Here is a 21004-nt window from a genome sequence, read left to right as displayed (position 1 = left end):
TTGGGTGATTTATAGATGATAAGATTTTAATCAAAAAAATAATCATAAGTTAGATAAAATATATAATATTTAAAACAATAATTGGAAAAATATGAAATACGCACCAGGTCAAAGAGTAATAATAAGAGATGCACAGTGGAAAATAAGAAGAGTAGATATACTTGCTGATGATGAGTATGAATTAACATGTGATGGAATTTCAAATTTTATCAAAGGTAAAGAAGCTATATTTTTAACCACTTATGAAAAAAATATAACAGTTATAGATCCTTTAAATACAGAGTTTGTAATTGATAAATCTCCAAACTATTCAAAATCACTGCTTTATATGGAATCACTTTTAAAAGATGTTGTTCCAACAGACACTAAAATTCATAGAGCAAACAAAGCTGCAATGGATAGTGTAAATTATCAGTTTGAACCAGCTCTTCAAGCACTTAATCAACCAAGACAAAGAATTCTTATGGCTGATGCAGTTGGACTTGGAAAAACTTTAGAAGCTGGTATTTTAGTAAGTGAACTTATGAAAAGAGGTAAAGGTAAAAGAATACTAGTCCTTGCTGTAAAAAGTATGCTTACTCAATTTCAAAAAGAGTTTTGGAATAGATTCTCAATTCCTCTTACAAGACTTGATTCTCAAGGTATTCAAAAAGTTAGAAATAAAATTCCAGCAAATATGAATCCATTTTTTTACTATGATAAATCAATTATTTCAATAGATACTTTAAAGCAAGAAGCACTTTATAGATCTTATATAGAAGAAGCTTATTGGGATATTATTATAATTGATGAAGCACATAATGTAGCAGATAGAAATAGCGGTTCTCAAAAATCAAAATTAGCAAAATTAATCTCAAGTAGATGTGATACATTAGTAATGCTTTCTGCAACTCCACATGACGGTAGTGCAAAAAGTTTTGCTTCATTACTAAACATGCTTGACCCAACAGCAATTGCAAATCCAAATGAATATTCATCAGATGATTTCAAAGATAAGGGTTTAGTAATAAGAAGATTTAAAAAAGATATTGCAGATCAAGTAAAAGATGAATTTAAAACAAGACAAATCTTTACTATTAAATCAAACGCATCTATTTATGAAGAAGATGTATTTGCATTTATTTCAAATATTAGTTTTAAAACAATAGATTCTAACAAAAGAAAAGGAAGTGAACTATTTAAAACAACACTTATAAAATCACTTCTTTCTTCACCAATAGCTTGTATCGAATCAATTAAAAACAGAATTAAAAAAATATCAGATTTAGGTGATGAGTATAATGATGATATTGATACTTTAGAATTATTACTAGAAAAGCTTGAGGATGTTGATAAAAATAGTTTTTCAAAATACCAAGAGTTAGTAAATCTTATTAAAAACAAAATGAAGTGGAAAAAAGCTACTGATGATAGGATAGTAATCTTTACAGAAAGAATTAAAACACTAGAATTTTTAAAAGAACATTTAAAAAATGATTTAAATCTAAAAGACGATGAAATTGTTTCTATGACTGGTTCAACAATGAGTGATATAGAAATAAATAAAATAGTAGAAGATTTTGGGCAAGAGAACTCTAAAATCAGAATTTTAATTGCAACAGATGTTGCAAGTGAAGGTATAAACTTACACTATTTATCTCATAGATTGATTCACTTTGATATTCCATGGTCACTTATGGTATTTCAACAAAGAAATGGAAGAGTAGATAGATATGGTCAAGAAAAAGAACCAGAAATATATTATATGCAGACTTTATCAAATGATGAAAAGTTCAAAGGGGATAATAGAATTTTAGAAATTCTTATTCAAAAAGATGAACAAGCAGCTTTAAATATTGGTGATCCAAGTGCATTTATGAATGTGTATGATGAAAAGGAAGAAGAGGCTATAGTGGCTGAGGCAATAGAAAGCCAAAAAGATGCAGATGAGTTTAGTAAAGAATTAGACACCAATGCATCTCACGCAGAGTTTGATTTTTTATCATTTTTAAATGAAGTAAATGAACAAGAATCCCAAAAAGAAGATACAAAAAAAGTTGAGTTTGCAAGTTCAGAATCACTATTTAAAGATGATTTAGCATACACAACAGATGCTTTAAAATTCTTACAAACATCTCAAAAACTTGAAGTTCGATTTGAAGAAGATAGAATAGAATTACTAGCAAGTGATCTTGATGATTTAAAATATAGATTTAAAATGCTTCCAAATGAAGTAATACCAGATAAATGGCATTTTATATTATCAAATGACCTTAAAACTATCAATCAAGAGATAAAAAACTCAAGAAAAAATGAATCTGCATGGCCAAATATTCATTATCTTTGGGAACAACATCCATTATTAGAGTGGTTAAAAGATAAATTACTATCAAATTTCAATACTCTTGAAGCTCCTATTTTAACGCTTAATTCTCTAAATCAAAATGAATTAATATATCTAATAAGTGGTGTTATTCCAAATAAAAAAGCTCAACCAATTATTGATGAGTGGCTTGGAATCAAGTTTGTTGATAATAAGTTTGATACTATTTTAACTTTCAAAGAACTTTTAGAAATTAGTAATTTAAACAGTAAAAAATTTCCAAATAGTGTAAGTGAATTTGATACAACTCATATTAAATTCAATCTTCCTATAGCTATTGAAAAAGCAAAAGAGTATATTGTTTTAAAAAGAGATTTTTATGATAATGAAATGACGACAAAAATATATGAAAAACTTCAAGAATTAGATAAATTAAAAGCAAGACATCTTGGACAGCTAGAATTAGACCTAGGACAAGAATCAAAACGACTAGAAAAACAGCATGAAATTGAAAAAATATTTACTGATTATCACAATTGGATAAAAGATAGTATGGAGATTGAAAAAGAACCATTTATCCAAGTAATATCAGCACTAAGAGGTAGTAAATGAATTTAGTTGGAATTACAAATGAAAATGAGTTTTATACAAACCATTATCTTAGTGAAATATTTGAAAAAGATACATTAGAACAAATTTCATCATGGCAAGATAAAGAAAACGAAGATGAAAGTTATAAAACACCTTTTAAAAGAGTTAGAGGAATAGGTCCATCTTACTTAGAACTTCTAAAAGAACTAAATAAAAAAAGCTCAAAAATAGAAGATAAAATCAAAGCTCAAAGAGAGTTTATGAAACTCTTTTTGGATATTTTTGATTATGAATACAACAAACAAAGCATAAATATTGATGATTTTACAATACCTATACTTTCATGTGTAAATAAATCTGATGGTTTGCCATATTTATATATTGTTGAAAGCTTTTGTGAAGATGGTTGTGATATTTTAACAACTACTCTAAAAAAAGAGCAATTAAAAGAACTAGACACTTATAACAGTGAGTTAAATTTTGATTCAATTATAACTTCGCATATCTTTACTCAAAATTTCCCACCAAGATGGGTAATGATTGTAAATGCTTATCAAATAGTTCTTATAGAGAGAGCAAAATGGGCTCAAAAAAGATATTTAAGATTTGACATCAAAGATATAATAGAAAGAAAAGAAGATAATACACTAAAAGCATTTAGTATATTACTTCATAAAGATACTATCGCCCCAACTGATGGATTGAGTCTTCTTGATACACTTGATGAAAACTCTCATAAACACGCTTTTGGAGTAACACAAGATTTGAAATATAGCTTGCGAAGTGCAGTTGAACTTCTTGGAAATGAAGCTATTTATTATCATCAAAAAAACAATTCAGAATTTTTATTAAACACGTTAAACTTAGAAAGTGACCTAACTAGAGAATCTTTAAGATACATGTATAGACTTCTATTTTTATTTTATATCGAATCACGACCAGAGTTAGGGTTTATTCCTAGTAAATCTCAAGCTTTTATCAAAGGTTATTCATTAGAAACTTTAAGAGATTTAGAGCTTATGCCACTTCTAACAGATAGTGATAAAAATGGATACTTTTTTGATGAAAGTATAAAATTATATTTTGATATGATTTTTAATGGAAGAGAAAGCCATAGAGTAAATCTAACAGGAAAGGAGTTATTCTCGATAGCTCCTTTAAAATCACATCTTTTTGACCCAGCTAAAACACCACTTTTAAATGGAGTGAAACTTAGAAATCATATTTGGCAAGAGATTATTCAAAGTCTATCATTAAGTCGTGAGCAAAAAGGAAAAGGGCAAAGAGGAAGAATCTCTTATGCTAATCTTGGAATTAATCAATTAGGTGCAGTGTATGAAGCACTACTTAGCTACAAAGGATTTATTGCTAAAGAGGATCTATTTGAAGTAAAAAAAGCAGATTCAAATCCAACAGAATTAGAAAATGCGTACTTTGTAAATGAAGCACAACTTAGCGAATATACAAAAGATGAGAGAGTATTTAACAGCGATGGAACTATACGAAGATACTCAAAGGGATCTTTTATTTATAGACTGGCTGGTCGTGATAGAGAAAAATCAGCTTCATACTACACACCTGAAGTTCTTACAAAATCACTTGTAAAATATGCTCTAAAAGAATTACTAGAAATCGATGACCAAGGAAAAATTGGCAAAAAAGCAGATGAAATACTAAACTTAACAGTTTGTGAACCAGCTATGGGAAGTGCAGCCTTTTTAAATGAAGCTATAAATCAACTAAGTGAGGCTTACCTACACCAAAAACAAATCGAAACAGGCAATAAAATTGCCCATGACAAATACACAGAAGAACTTCAAAGAGTGAAGATGTATATAGCAGATAACAATGTTTATGGGATAGATTTAAACCCAACAGCAGTAGAACTAGCAGAAATCTCTCTTTGGTTAAATGCTATGTTTACATGGGAAGAAGATAAAGTGCGAAAAACATTTATTCCATGGTTTGGTTTCCAACTAGAAAATGGAAATTCTCTTATAGGTGCAAGAAGAGAAGTATATGATATATCAACACTAAATGCTACAAAAAAAGATCTTCTTTGGTATGCTGATGCACCAAAAAGACTTAGTCCAAAAACTCTATGGAAAACCCAAACCAGAGAAATAACTCTGGCTCAAAGTACAGGTTCACTATTTGATGACCCTACAAAACTTCCACTTGTAACTGTAGATGAAAAAGAAGAAACAAAAAGTGCAGGAAGAACAAAAGATAGAGAGGTTTATCACTTCTTACTAGGTGATGAAGGCATGGCAAATTACTCTGACAAAGTAATAAAAGAGCTAAAAAAAGATGAAATTGATACTATTAATAAATGGCGAAAAGAGTTTATCAAACCATACAACAAAGAGGAAGTAAAACTTTTACTTGATTTATCACTATCTATTGATAAACTTTGGCAAGAACACACTCGTCATATCAATGATATGAAGAAAAAAACAACCGACCCACTTAAAGTTTGGGGGCAACCAAAAGCTGACCAATTTAAACAAACAGACATAAGCTACAAAGATAGAGTTTTTGAGCAAGAAAAACTAACTCAAAACATCAAAAGCTCAAGCCCATATATGAGACTAAAAACAGTGATGAACTACTGGTGTAGTTTATGGTTTTGGCCAATAGATGAAGCTGAATCTTTGCCTTCAAGAGTAGAGTTTTTAACTGATATTGCAATCTTAGTTAAAAAACAAGATGGTATGGTGATGAGCTTAGATAAAGAACTATTTAGTGATACGATAGATGATGATATAAGAGCAACTCAATTAAGTGAGCTTGGAGTACTAGATGTAGAGGAATTTATAGCCAAAAATCCTAGACTTCAAGTAGTAAATAGAGTAAGTAAAGCTCAAAAATTTCTTCACTGGGAGCTAGAGTTTGCAGATATTTTTGCAAAAAATGGTGGATTTGATATTGTGCTTGGAAATCCACCTTGGCTAAAAGTGACTTGGAATGAATCGGGGATAATGGGAGAAGCTAATCCACTATTTGACATTAGAACATTTAGTGCTAATAAATTGAATAACTTAAGAAATGAAACATTTGATAACTACCCAAAATTATTAAATGAGTATATATCAGAGTTTGAAGGAAATAGTTCTACACAAAATTTTCTTAATGCAATAGTAAATTATCCACTATTATCAGGTATGAAAGCGAATCTTTATAAGTGTTTTTTACCACTTGGCTGGAAAATACTTCAAAACAGAGGTGTATGTGGTTATTTACATCCTGAAGGAGTATATGAAGATGCAAATGGTGGGAATTTAAGAAAAGAAATTTATAAACGATTAAAATATCATTTTCAATTTCAAAATGAAAAAGCTTTGTTTGAAATAGGAAATAGAAATAAATTCAGTATAAATATTTTTAATAATAGTAATAAAGAAATAAATTTTAAAACTATCTCAAATTTATTTCTACCAATTACAATCGATTTATCCTTTCAAGATTTAGGAATTGGAACGGTAAGTGGTATTAAAGATGAAAATGATAATTGGAATATTAAGGGGCATAAAAATAGAATATTAGAAGTAACTAAAGATGAATTACATTTATTTTCAAAACTTTTTGAAGAAAATGGAAATTATGAAGAATCAAGTTTACCATCTATTCACACAATAGAATTGGTTAAAGTTCTAAAAAAATTTACTGATTATAATATAAAGTTAAAAGATACATTATTTTATCCTACACCATCAACATTTTGGAATGAAGTTAATGCTCAAAATGACAACTTAATTGTAAGAAATACAGTATTTGTTAATACACCTTTAAATCTAATTTTTTCTGGACCACATTTTTATGTAGCTAATCCATTTTACCAAACACCCAAAAGAATTTGTGATACTCATAAAGCATATTCTATTATAGATTTAACTTGTATTTCTGATTTTTATTTACCAAGAACAAATTATACTTTAGTAGATAATACATTTATTGAAAAAGCTCCTATTGTAAATTTTGGAAATGAAAGAAAAAAAATTACTGATTTTTACAGATATATGCATAGAAGAAGATTGTCTCAATCAGGAGAAAGAACCACTATAGCTTCAATTATTCCTCCTGAATCTTCACATGTAAATACATCAGTTAGTATTACTTTTGAAAATATAAAGCATGTAATATCTCTCTTCTGTTCAATGAATTCATTAGTTATGGATTTTGTAGTAAAGAATTTAGGAAAAGGTGACTTATGGGCAGATGCAATTGAGAATTTTCCTTTAATAAATTTGAATAATAAATTGATTGGTAGGGCATTATCATTATCTTGTTTAACGATTTATTATGCTGAACTTTGGGAAGAACAATTTTGCGAAGAGTTTAAAAACGATAGTTGGAGCAAACCAAACGAGCCACGATTAAACCAAAATTTCTTTAAAAATTTAACTCCAAATTGGCAAAGAGATGTAGCCCTACGAACTGATTATGAAAGAAGACAAGCTTTAGTAGAGATAGATGTTTTAGTGGCTCAGGAACTTGGATTAACACTTGAAGAGTTAAAAACTATCTATCGTATTCAATTTCCAGTACTTAAACAAAATGAAAATGAAACATTTTATGATATAAATGGTCGTATAGTATTTACAGTTTCTAAAGGTCTAACAGGAGTTGGACTACCACGAAAAGCTGTTAAATCTGACACTCCATACAAAATAATCATAAATGGTGAAGTAGTAGAAGAAAAACCACTTGGTTGGGAAGATATTATTGATATGGAAGAAGGAGAAATCCACCGAACTATCATAGACGACACAACACCAGATGGACCAATGGAAAGAACTATAATCTATAAAGCCCCATTTGAAAAATGCAATAGAGAAAAAGACTATGAAATCGCTTGGGAGTATTTTAAAGGAAATAATAATGTTAACTAAAGAAAAAGCTCAGCAATATTTAAAAGATTCTTTACAAAATCAAAGTGTAGATTTTAAAGAAGATCAGTTTAAAGCAATTGATAGTGTTGTAAATCAAAGAAAAAAAGTTCTTGTTGTTCAGAAAACAGGATGGGGTAAAAGTATTGTTTATTTTATTGCTACAAAATACTTAAGAGAAGAGGGTTATGGATTAACAATTATAATATCTCCTCTTTTAGCGCTTATGCGAAATCAGATAGATTCTGCTAAAAAACTTGGACTTAATGTAGTAACTATTAATTCTTCAAATACTTATGATTGGAATATCATTAAATATCAAATTTTACAAAATAAGGTTGATGCTCTTTTGGTGTCTCCTGAAAGATTAGCTAACGAAAGCTTTATGCATGATGTAATAGAACCTATTGCAAGCAAAATAGGACTTTTTGTAATAGATGAAGCGCACTGTATTAGTGATTGGGGACATGACTTTAGACCTGATTATAAAAGAATTACAAGTATATTAAGACAAATACCTTCAAATACTCCTATCCTTGCAACAACAGCAACAGCGAATGATAGAGTAATCACAGATATTGAGAATCAAATAAATGGTCTTATAACGATTAGGGGGAATCTTAGAAGAGAAAGTTTATCACTTCATACTATTAGATTACCTGAACCTTCTCATAGATTAGCATGGTTAATTGAACATATCCCAACTTTTAACGGTTCTGGAATAGTGTATGTTTTAACACAAAGAGATGCAAGAGTTGTATCACAATGGCTAAATCAAAATGGTATAAATTCAAGTGCATATTACAGTGGAGTTGAAGATGATTCTTTTGCAAATGGCGATGAATATAGGGTATTTCTAGAAAATCAGCTTTTAGAAAATAAAATAAAAGTTTTAGTTGCAACTTCTGCCCTTGGTATGGGATTTGATAAAAGTGATTTAGGGTTTGTAGTCCATTATCAAGCACCTGGCTCTATTATTAGTTATTATCAACAAGTTGGTCGAGCAGGTCGTGGTATAGATGAAGCTTATGGGGTTTTGCTCAGTGGTCACGAAGATGATAATATACATGATTTCTTTAGAGGCTCATCTTTCCCTAAAGAAGAAAATATTAATATAGTTTTAAACCAACTGGAAAAAAGTAATGGATTATCAATAATTGAATTACAAAAAGAATTAAATATAACTCAAGGTGAAGTTGAAAAAACATTAAAATATCTTAATGTAGAATCGCCAGCCCCAGTTGTTAAAATTGGGAATAAATGGAATAGAACACCAAATAAGTATGTTTATAATAAAGAAAAAGTTCAAGCTATCTTGAATATAAGATTATCTGAGTGGGAAGAAATGCAAAAATATTTAGATACAAATGAGTGTCTTATGATGTTTTTACAAAAAGCTTTAAACGACCCATATCCTCAAGCTTGTGGTAAATGTGGAAATTGTGTTATGGCCTTAAGCGGGGAATTTTCTCATGAAAATGGTTTAAAAGCAGCAGATTTTCTTAAAAAAAGCGATATTGTATTTAGCCCTAAAAAACAAGTAAAGCCAGATGCTTTGTTAATATATGGAATTAGAGGTAATATAAAAGAAGAATTAAGGGCAGACGAAGGACGAATACTTTCACGATGGGAAGATTCAGGTTGGGGCAGAGTTGTAGCTAATAATAAACATTATGGTGAATTTTCCGATCAACTGGTTGATGCTTTTGTAGAAATGATTAAAAATTGGAATCCTATTCCTTCTCCTGCGTGGGTAACTTGTGTTCCTTCATTAAATCATATAACATTAGTGCCTAATTTTGCAAATAAAGTAGCTAAAAAACTTAATTTACCTTTTATTGAAGCTGTTAAAAAAATAAGACATAATCAGCCTCAAAAAATGATGAATAATTCATATCATCAAGCGAAGAATCTTGATGGAGTATTTGATATAATAGATAAAATACCTAGTGGGGCAGTATTATTGATTGATGATGTAATTGATTCTGGATGGACGGTTACAGTAATATCTGCATTATTAAAACGAAAGGGTTCTGGAAATATTTTTCCAGCCTCATTATCAACTACAGGAAAAATGTAATGAATGAAATAAGTTTAAATTCACAAGCAATTATTTTATTAACTGCCTATTTTAATAAAGATGATAAACCTCTTACAATAACTGAATATTCAAAATTTGCATCTTGGTTATTAGAAAATAATATGAAACCTTCATATCTTTTAGAATTTGATGTTCTTGATATTTTAAATAATTGGAATGACATAAAAATAACTAAAGAAAGATTAATCTCATTACTTAATAGAGGTAATGCAATGGCGATTAATCTTCATAAATGGCAAAATAGTGGTATATGGGTTATAACTAGAGCAGATTCTGAATATCCTAAAAAATTAAAAAGTAGATTAGGACATAAAGCTCCACCTATTCTTTATGGATCTGGAAATAAAAAGATATTAAATACACTAGGTGTAGCAATAATTGGTTCAAGAGATGCTTCTTCAAATGATTTAGAGTTCTCTTTTAAATTAGGAGAAAAATTGGCTTATAGTGGATACAGTGTTGTATCTGGTGGAGCTAGAGGAATTGATGAATCCTCAATGCTTGGTTCAATTAATGCTCAAGGGACAACTATAGGTGTTGTTGCTGATAGTTTAATGCAAAAAGTTTTATCAAAAAAATATAGAGATGCAATAATGTCTGATAATTTAGTTCTTATTAGTCCTTATTATCCTGAAGCTAGATTTAATGCTGGTAATGCAATGGGAAGAAATAAATATATATATACATTATCTGAGTCATCTATTGTTGTTCATTCTGGATTAAAAGGTGGAACTTGGGAAGGTGCAAAAGAGAACTTAAAAAACTCATGGGTTAATCTTTTCGTTAAAAAATGTGATGATAAAAATGCTGGAAATCAAAAATTAATTGATATGGGTGGTAATCAACTTATTGAAAATTTATTAACAATTAAATCTTTAGATTTTTTATTTAAGAAAGAAGAACAAGTAATAAATTTAGAAATTGTTAAAAAAGAAGATACACCTCTCGATAAAAGAATCTTAGATTTAATAGAAGATCAGAAACTTACAATCAAAGAAATCTCCGAATTACTTGAAGAAACTCAAAAAGATGTTAAAAAAATATTAGATTCATTATTAGAATTAGGTGATATTGAAAAACATAATAATAAACCTTTGAAATTTAGTAAAGTTGCAAAATTACCAGGACTTTTTGGAGATGAATAAATGACTTGTGAAGAGCTAACAGAACTCAGAGAAAACTACCAATTTGAAGCAAAATCAGCTCAAGGTCAAAATGGTAATGGTGAAATTCCAAAAGACCTTTGGGAAAGTTATAGTGCCATGGCGAATACTGATGGTGGTAAAATTTTACTTGGTGCAAAAGAGCTAAAAGATGGTAGTTTAGAGTTTTTAGGTATCAATGATATTGATAGAGTTCAAAAAGATTTTTGGACTACGATTAATAATCCTCAAAAAGTAAATAAAAATATACTAAATGATGCTGATTTACAAGTTATAAATTGTCAAGAAAAAGATTTAATTCTTATAAATATTCCACGAGTATCACGAACTATAAAACCAATATATATTGGTCAAAATCCTCTAACTGGAACATATCTAAGATACCATGATTCTGACATCAAAGCAGATGAAGATATAGTAAAACATTTTTTAGCAGATGCAGTAAATGAATCAAATGATACTTCTATAATAGAAGGATTTACTATGGAAGATATAGATATGGATAGCTTAAAAGCATATAGAAATATTTATAAATCAACAAAACTAAATCATCCATGGATAGAACTTGATGATAAAGAGTTTTTAATCCAACTTGGTGGATATAAAAAAGATAGAAAAGATAATATAGAGGGTTTAACACTTGCAGGACTTTTGATGTTTGGTAAATTTAGATCTATACTTGATGGAGTTCCTAATTATTTAGTGGATTATCAAGAACAAACAGAAAATCCTGAAGATAGATGGGTAGATAGAATTACAACAGATGGAACTTGGAGTGGTAATCTTTTTGAGTTTAGTCAAAAGGTTTATAGAAAACTAACATCTGAATTAAAAGTGCCATTTAAACTAAAAGATTCATTTCAAAGAATTGATGAGTCAAATATCCATGAAGCAATAAGAGAAGCTCTAATAAACACACTTATTCATGCAAATTATAATGGAAGAATTGGAATTCAAGTTGTAAAACATCCAAAAGGTTTTAGTTTTAGAAATCCAGGATTATTAAGAGTATCAAAAGAGGATGCTTTTAAAGGTGGACATAGTGACTGTAGAAACAAAACTTTACAAAAAATGTTTCAATATATTGGTATGGGAGAACAAGCAGGTTCAGGTTTTCCAAAGATGCTTAGAGCTTGGATGGAGCAACATTGGCAATATCCATATCTTGAAGAAAACACGCAATTAGAAACAACAATGCTTTTTATGCCTACCATCTCACTTTTTCCAAAAGAGATACAAGATTCTCTTGAAGAGTTATTTGATAAAGATTATGTAAATCTTGATAAAAATGAAAGATTAGCTTTAATATTAGCATTCGTAGAAAATGAAATCTCAAATATACGATTATCAGATATTGGGGCTATTCATCCAGCTGATACATCAAAAATACTTAGAAAACTCGTAGATAAACAATTACTTATTTCAGATGGTATTGGCAGAGGAATGAAGTATTATATCAACAAAGATTTTAATGCCACCGTTGGAAAACCGTTGGAAACCGTTGGAAAACCGTTGGAACAAGAAATAGTAATTTTGGATTATTTGAAAGAGAATAATAAAATCACAACTTCAGAAGTTAAGCGACTTCTTAATCTCAAAGATAGTAGATCTGTAGAGATTCTTAGAAAAATGGTTGATAAAAGATTGATTAATAAATTAGGAAGTGGCAAAAATACCTATTATGAGGAAAACAAATGATACCATCAGTATTAGCAAGTCAACTTATTACTGGAGTTAAAGACTTTTTAACTACAACATTTCCTAGTTCAACTCCAGCATTTTTTGATATGATGAAAAATTTTGTTGAAGAAGATAGTAAACTTTTTAAAGGTCCTTATATATCTGTTTCACTTCCTTTTAAAAAAGGTGTTGTTGAAGAAAATTTATTCCCAGATATTTTAGATGATGGATTTAAACCATACTATCATCAAGAGTTAGCTTTTCAAAGATTAGGAAATGATAATCCAAAATCAACATTAGTAGCGACTGGTACTGGTTCGGGTAAAACTGAATCTTTTATGTTTCCTATTTTGAATCATTGTTTTAAAACAAAAGATACTAAAGGTATCAAAGCAATTATTATCTATCCCATGAATGCTCTTGCAACTGACCAAGCAAAAAGATTTGCAAAAACTATATCAAAAACTCCAAATCTAAATGGTGTAAGAGTTGGTTTGTATATTGGTAGTAGTGATGATAATGCCCAAAAAAGTATGAGTGAAGAGTATGTTATTACAGATAAGCAAACACTGTGTGATAACCCTCCAGATATACTTCTTACAAACTATAAAATGCTTGATTTTATGCTTATGCGTCCAAGGGATCAAAAGATTTGGAAATACAATATTGATACTAATGTGTTAAAATTTATAGCAGTTGATGAGATACATACTTTTGATGGAGCTCAAGGGACAGATTTAGCTTCACTTTTAAGAAGAGTTAGAGCCAAACTAAAAGTAAAAAAAGATTCTATTGCTTGTATTGGTACATCGGCTACTTTAGGTGGAGATAGTACTGAGCCAATAAGAGTATATGCAAGTGATATATTTGATGAAAATTTTGATGAAAACTCAATTGTAAAAGAGTATAGAATAAATGCTGAAGAGTTTTTTGCTAATAATCATGATAATATTATTTTTTATCCTATGCCAAATCAAATAGAAGAATTAGATTATTCAAATTATAAAAATATGAATGATTATATTGCAACTCAATTCAAACTTTGGTTTAATGAAGAAGCTTTAAATGTTGAAGATATAGAGTTTAAAGTTGAATTAGGAAAAAAATTAAAAAATCTTTATTGTTTTAAACTTTTATTAAAAGCTCTTGATGGAAAGATAAAATCTCGTAGTGAAATAATAGATTCATTTGTAAGAAGTATGCCTATTAAATCAGGAGATAGATTTTTTGTTCTTATGATAAATTCATTATTGGCTTTAACTTCATGGGCTAAAAATGAAAAGACGGGGAAAGACTATCCACCATTTTTATTTGTAAAAGTACAATTATGGCTTAGAGAATTAGCAAGAATGGTTGCTACATTAGAAAGTGAACCTAAACTTACATATGATCATGATTTAAAATCAAAAGAAGATGTAAAACATTATCCAATATTACATTGTAGGGATTGTCATGCTACTGGATGGGGTGGAGTTAAAAAAAGTGGTGGTACAGGTGAACTTATAAATGATTTAGATTTATTTTATCAAGCATTCTTTGGTAATGACCCAAGAGTCAAATTTATTTTTCCTATTAGTCAGACTCCTCAAAATATTACGGGCAGTATATATTATATCAATCAGAATGGTTTTGAGATTGATGAAGATGAACAAAGTGGAATCAAAGTTTTTGAATCTAATAATATTGATAGTAAAGGTAAATCACATCATCATTGTCCATTTTGTAATGCAAAAAATGCTTTAACAATTTTAGGTTCAAGAGCTGCTAGCTTAACAAGTGTTTTAATTGGTCAAAATTTTTCAAGTTTCTATAATGATGATAAAAAACTTATCGCATTTTCTGATAGTGTTCAAGATGCAGCACAAAGAGCAGGTTTTTTTGGAGCAAGAAGTTATCAATTTACAATAAGAAGTGCAATCCAACAAGCTTTTGATCTAAATGCTAAAGAATCAATATCTCTAAATGACTTTGGAAAAACAGTTAGTAATTATTGGAAAAATAAATTTAATGATGATAAAGTATATATATCTACCTTAATCGCTCCAGATATGGAGTGGTTAAGGGAATATGATAATTTAACTAAAACTGATGAACTTAATAATCCCAAAGATCTAATTGATTTAATAGATAAAAGAATTGACTGGATGATACATAGTGAATATGGATATAAATCTCATATTGGAAGAACGCTTGAAAGAAGTGGTGCTTCTGTTATGTATGTGGATAATTATCAAGCTATTTTAGATTCTCTTTTAGTGAAATTAGAAAATGAAATAGAACTTCTAAGAGGAATAAACAAAAAAGATTTAGAAAAATTTATTTTAGGTTTTTTAATATATCTTAAAAATAATGGTGCGATTAAAAGTATACATTTAGAGCCATATATAACTACTGGTGGAGAAACTTACCAAATTAATCAGCTAAAACCTAGAAGATTATATATGGCAAAATTTAGTCCAAGTTCTAGAAATCCAAATCCTTTAACTGATGGTAATATAAAAGAGTTTGATAAAGTTTCTAATAAGTCAAAAAATACTTGGTGTGATAGATGGGTAGTATCAAATTTTTTAAATAATCTTATCTTAGTACCTGATACAAAAGAGATTTTTAGAATTGTCTTAGGTGAATTAGTTCGAGCAAAAATTCTTTTAGAATCAGAAGTAAAAGGTTCAAATATATGGATATTAAATCCTGATAATTTATATATAACAAGTAATACTGAAGAGTTAGAGTGTAATATTTGCAAACATAAATTAACAGTAAGTAATAAACAATATGATATTTCATTAGGGATGTCGTGTCTTAGAAAAGAGTGTCAAGGTAATTATTCTTCAAAAATATCAACGAACAGTTATTATAAACAACTTTATAAATTTGGAGATTTACAAAGAATAGTACCAAAAGAACATACAGGACTACTAGCAAGAAATGATAGGGAAAAAGTTGAAACAAATTTTATAAAAAGAGCTAAAAATGAACCATGGAAAACAAATCTTTTAAGTGCAACTCCAACTCTTGAAATGGGTATTGATATTGGAGATTTAAGTTCTGTTGTACTTTGTTCTGTTCCACCAAATGGAGCTAATTACTTACAAAGAATAGGTAGAGCAGGTAGAACTGATGGAAATGCGTTTAATGCAACAATTGCAACAGCAAATAGTCATGATTTATATTTTTATAGTGAACCAAATGAGATGATGCAAGGAAGTATAGATGCACCTGGTGTTTATATAGATGCTTCTGCTATTTTACAAAGACAATTTTTAGCATTTTGTATTGATAATTGGGTCAGCTCTGAAAATATAGAACAAAAAGATTTTCCTCATAAGTTACACCTTGTATTAACAAATATAAAAAATGCAAATGTTACAGCGTTTCCATACACATTATTTAAATATATTGAAACAAAGATTGATGCATTACTAGAAGATTTTTTTTGTTTATATGGAACAAAATTACATGGTTCATCTAAAGAAAAATTAATTGCTTTTGCTAAAAGAAATAGTGAAGAAAGTGGTTTAGTTATAATTATTTTAGAAAAACTTGAACAAATCAATCAAGAACAAATTAATATGAAAAATCAGTTGAGTGCATTAAAAAAGAAAATAAAAGAGTTTGAAAATGCAGAAGCAAAAAATCAAGATCACGATGAAAATCTTGCAAAGATAAAAAGTGAATATGAAGGACTTAGAAGAATATTATTAAATCTAAAAAGAAAATTAACTTTTGAATTTTTTGCAGATGAGGGATTACTTCCAAATTATGCTTTCCCTGAAAGTGGTGTAGTATTAAAATCTGTAATCTATCGAAAGAAAGACAGCGTTTCTGATGATAATGGTAAAAAATATGATATTTTCACTTATGAATATGAAAGAGCAGGAAGTAGTGCAATAAGTGAATTTGCTCCAAATAATAGTTTTTATGCAGGTGGAAGAAAAGTTAATATAGATCAAATAGATCCAAATACTATATCAGAAGTAGAAACTTGGAGATTTTGTGATAAATGTTCACATACTCAAAAAGTAGGTTCAGAAGAAATAGCTATTTGTCCAAAATGTGGAAGTGAACAATTCGCAGATGAAGGGCAAAAAAAAGAGATTTTAAGACTTACTCAAGTAATGGCTACTAGTGATGATAAAAGTAGTAGAATCAAGGATGATAGTGATTCTAGAGAGATAAAATTTTATAACAAACAATTATTAATTAATTTTGATAAAAAAAATATTGAAGATGCTTATGCAATAAAAAGTGATGATAGTGCATTTGGATTTGAATTTATAAAAAAAGTAAATTTTAAAGAGATAAATTTTGGAGAAACTACTTTAGTTGGTAATGATATATCAATTGCTGGAAAATCAGTTCCAAGATCTGGATTTGTAATATGTAAGCATTGTGGAAAAGTTCAATTTGGTAAACCAACGGATGATATTTTTAAAGGAGAGAATCACTCTTTTATATGTGAAATTGAAGATAGAAAAGATGCTAAAAACTATTTTGAATCATTGTATTTATTTAGGGAATTTGATTCTGAAGCAATAAGACTTCTTTTACCAATTACAAATCTTGATATTGATGATGAAAAATTACATTCACTTATAGCATCTATTCATATTGGATTAAAGCTTTATTTTAAAGGTTCTGTTGATCATTTAAAAGTTGGAATATATGATGAAGTAGATAATGTAAATGAAAGTTCAAAAAGATATTTAGTTCTTTATGATACAGTTCCTGGAGGAACTGGTTATCTAAAACAACTAATAATTGATAAAAATCCATTGTTTGAAGTGTTAGAACTTGCAAATACTAAAATAACTAGTTGTGATTGTGAAGATGGTTGTTATAAATGTTTATATGCGTATAAAAATAATTTTGATAGACCATTAATTTCTAAGAATAAAGCAAAATATATAATAGAAAATATTTTAAAAGAAAAAAATACTATTGAAAGAATAGAAAGTATAAGTGATATAAGTCAAGATGGACTTAGTGAAAGTATGCTTGAAGAGTTATTTTTAAGTAAAATAAAAAATGTTACTAGCACATTTAAAAAAGATATGGTAAGAGGCAGAAGTGGATATATTGTAGAATTTGATAATAAATATAAATATGATTTACTTCAACAAGTAAGCTTAGATTTAAAAGATAATGTATCAATATATTCAAAAGCTGATTTTGTTTTTTATCCAAAGAATCCTAAATTAAAGCCTATTGTTGTATTTACTGATGGTTTTGCCTATCATGAAAGAAGAGTAGATATAGATACTGCTCAAAGATTAGCAATTGCAAAAAGTGGTAAATTTATTGTTTGGTCTTTAACATGGGAAGATGTAAATAAATTTGATAAATCAAAACCAAATTATCTTTTTGAAAATTATTTGAATCATCAAGAATTAAATTTAACTATCACAGAAAAATATTTTAAAGAGTATAAACGATATTTAAATCAAACTAGTTTTGAATTATTGGTAGAGCTTTTTAAAGAAGAAGATTATTCAAATTTTGAGAAATTTTCATTGGGAATTATTGCTGGATATTTAAAAATTCCTTTAGAATTAAAAAGTTTTATTGATTTTATACCAAGTAGTTTAAAAGATAATTTTGACTCTGTTACAAAATATTTTGGACAAATTATTCAAAAAAATCAAGTTGCTTTATTATCAATAGCCAATTTTGAGGATTTAAAACAAAACAATTTAGAACAAACTATATTTATAATAAATATAAATGACAATCAAGAATTTGAATTTACATCATGGGCCGGAGTATTAAGAATTTATAATTTAATGCAATTTAGTAAAAATAGTTTATTTGTAACTAATAAAGGTCTTGAAAATGAACTATATGATGAGATAAATTTATTCCCAAATATCTCTAAAAATTTAAGTCATGAATGGGAAACTATATATGATGATGTAATTGATAATGAAGTTAAAAAATTTATAAAAGATTTAAGTATTATAAATCAAATGCCAATTCCAAATGTTGGAGAAGAACTAGTTAATAATGAAGGCATTACTGTTGCAGAAGCAGAACTTTTATGGGAAGAGTATTCTATAGCATTAGTTTTAGAAGAAACTGATTTAAATATAGATGGCATAAAAATATTTACACTTACTAAACTAAATGAATTAAAAAATGAATTATTAGAAAGGATTTCATAATGAAAGTTGCAATATCTTCGGATTTTTTTACATCTTTATCAAAATTACCTAAAACACAACTAAATGAAACAATAAAATTAGTTGAGAAATTTAAAAATGATCCTAAATCTCCTGGCTTAAACTATGAAAAATTAAATTTCACATCTAATATGTATTCTATTTTTTTAGAACAAAATTATAGATGTATTGTAATGAATCCTGATGATAGTAATGTATATATTTTACTTTGGGTTGATAATTGTGATGCTGCTTATGATTGGGCTAAAAAACATACTTGTAGTATAAATAGTGAAACAGGTAGTTTGCAAATTATTGAAACTCAAACAGTTATAGAAGAAGCTCTAGTTCAAAAAAATAGTGATGAACTCTTTTTTAATAAATTTACAAATAAAGAATTAAAAAGTTTAGGAGTAAATGAAAAATTATTAGATTATGTAAAACAAATCCGAAATGAAGAAGAATTAGATAATTTTAGAAAATATTTACCTGAAGAAGTTTATGAAGCACTATTTTATCTTTTAGCTGGTGATAATATAGAAGAAGTATATAATTATATTTATCCTCAATTATCTGAAAAAGTAGATACTAATGATTTTAATAAAGCACTTGAAAATGAGAGTTCTAAACGAAGATTTTATATTGTTGAAAATGATGATGAGTTTATGCAAATGCTTAATGCTCCACTTGAAAAATGGAGAGTATTTTTACATGCAAGTCAAAGAAAGTTAGTAGAAAAGAATTATAATGGAGCAGTAAAAGTTTTAGGTGGAGCAGGAACAGGTAAAACTGTTGTTGCAATGCATAGAGCTAAATATTTAGCAAAACAATCAAGTTTTTTTGAGAATAAAAAAGTTTTATTTACAACATTTACAAAAAATCTAGCTTTAGATATTCATGAAAATCTCAAAAAAATTTGTGATGAAAAAACTTTACAAAATATAGAAGTAGTAAATTTAGATTCATGGGTACATACTTTTTTATCAAAACATGGTTACAAAAATCAAATAGTTTATGATGATAAAACTAAAGAGTTATGGGATAAAGCCTTAATACTAAAAAATAGTAATTTAGATTTACCAGATTCATTTTTTAAAGAAGAATGGTCTCGAATAATTCAACCACAAGGCATAGTAACACTAGAAGAATATATAAAAACATCAAGAGCAGGAAGAGGAACTAAACTAAATAGAAATCAAAGAAAACTTATTTGGGAAGTTTTTGATGAATATAGGTATCTTTTAATTAGTAAAAATTACAAAGAAATTTCTGATGCAATAAATGATGTAATTAATATTCTTAATACATCTACGAATAATATAAAATATAGCTCAATTATTGTGGATGAAGCTCAAGATTTTGGGATGAGAGCTTTTAAACTTTTGAGGGCATTAGTTGATGAACATGAAAATGATTTATTTATTGTAGGTGATGCACATCAAAGAATATATGGACATAAAGTAGTGTTAGGACAATGTAGTATCAATGTTAAAGGTAGAAGTAAAAAACTAAAACTTAATTATAGAACTACAGATGAAATAAGAAAATGGGCTGTAGCTTTATTAGCTGGTGAAAAAATAGATGATTTAGATGAGGGTAATGATTCATCTAATGATTATAAATCATTATATAATGGTCCTAAACCAGAAATAAAAAGTTTTCAAGATTTTAATGATGAATTAAAATATATTCATGAATATATAAAAAATATAAAAAAAGTTGATACTGAATCAAAAATTTGTATAGTTCTAAGAACACAAAAATTAGTTGATACTTATTATGATTATTTTTCATCAAAAGATTTACAAACTTTAAAAATTTCAAGAAACAGTAAAGATGATCTATCAGATACAAATGTGAGAATTGCAACTATGCATAGAGTTAAGGGATTAGATTTTGATCATGTAATTATAGCAAGTATTAATAAAGGAATTGTACCTCTTGAAACTAGTGAAATATCAGATGAAGAATTAATAAATAAAGAATATTTACAAAAAGAAAAATCTTTAGTTTTTGTTGCAGCAACTAGAGCTAAGAAAAGTTTACTTGTAACATCTTATGGATTAAAGAGTGAGTTTTTATAAAAAAGAAATTTAAAAATATGATATTAGTTTGATAAT

At 28.0% G+C, this 21004-nt stretch carries 7 protein-coding genes; all 7 read left to right on the top strand.

The features are described 5' to 3' along the window. Nucleotides 1-91 precede the first annotated feature (91 nt). From B0174_RS00845 to B0174_RS00815, 7 genes are read left to right on the top strand one after another with little or no spacing between them, the layout of a single operon-like run. Nucleotides 92-2914, top strand: a complete 2823-nt coding sequence (locus B0174_RS00845) for a DEAD/DEAH box helicase (protein WP_108557739.1) — start codon at nt 92-94, stop codon at nt 2912-2914. Continuing rightward, on the top strand, nt 2911-7785 hold the full coding sequence (locus B0174_RS00840; RefSeq protein WP_108557738.1) for an Eco57I restriction-modification methylase domain-containing protein: 4875 nt from the start codon (nt 2911-2913) through the stop codon (nt 7783-7785). Before B0174_RS00845 ends, B0174_RS00840 begins: the two co-directional genes overlap by 4 nt. Beyond that, a complete protein-coding gene (locus B0174_RS00835) occupies nt 7775-9862 on the top strand; it encodes a RecQ family ATP-dependent DNA helicase (protein WP_108557737.1) in 2088 nt (695 codons plus the stop codon). Before B0174_RS00840 ends, B0174_RS00835 begins: the two co-directional genes overlap by 11 nt. Continuing rightward, nucleotides 9862-11028: a DNA-processing protein DprA gene (locus B0174_RS00830; RefSeq protein ID WP_165790371.1), complete on the top strand. Its 1167-nt coding sequence runs from the start codon at nt 9862-9864 to the stop codon at nt 11026-11028. The genes B0174_RS00835 and B0174_RS00830 overlap by 1 nt, the downstream gene beginning before the upstream one ends. Then, nucleotides 11029-12744 carry an RNA-binding domain-containing protein gene (locus B0174_RS00825; protein ID WP_108557735.1) on the top strand — a complete coding sequence of 572 codons (1716 nt, stop codon included), beginning with the start codon at nt 11029-11031 and terminating at the stop codon, nt 12742-12744. Next, nucleotides 12741-18887, top strand: a complete 6147-nt coding sequence (locus tag B0174_RS00820; protein WP_108557734.1) for a DEAD/DEAH box helicase — start codon at nt 12741-12743, stop codon at nt 18885-18887. Before B0174_RS00825 ends, B0174_RS00820 begins: the two co-directional genes overlap by 4 nt. Further along, the gene (locus tag B0174_RS00815) at nt 18887-20968 is read left to right on the top strand and encodes a UvrD-helicase domain-containing protein (protein ID WP_108557733.1); all 2082 of its coding nucleotides are present in this window, start codon (nt 18887-18889) and stop codon (nt 20966-20968) included. The genes B0174_RS00820 and B0174_RS00815 overlap by 1 nt, the downstream gene beginning before the upstream one ends. The last annotated feature ends 36 nt before the right edge of the window (nt 20969-21004 follow it).

The organism is Arcobacter caeni (genome assembly GCF_003063245.1).
Classification (GTDB): domain Bacteria; phylum Campylobacterota; class Campylobacteria; order Campylobacterales; family Arcobacteraceae; genus Aliarcobacter; species Aliarcobacter caeni.
The sequence above is the reverse complement of the archived record's forward strand: the minus strand, read 5'-3'. Positions and strand labels throughout refer to the sequence as shown.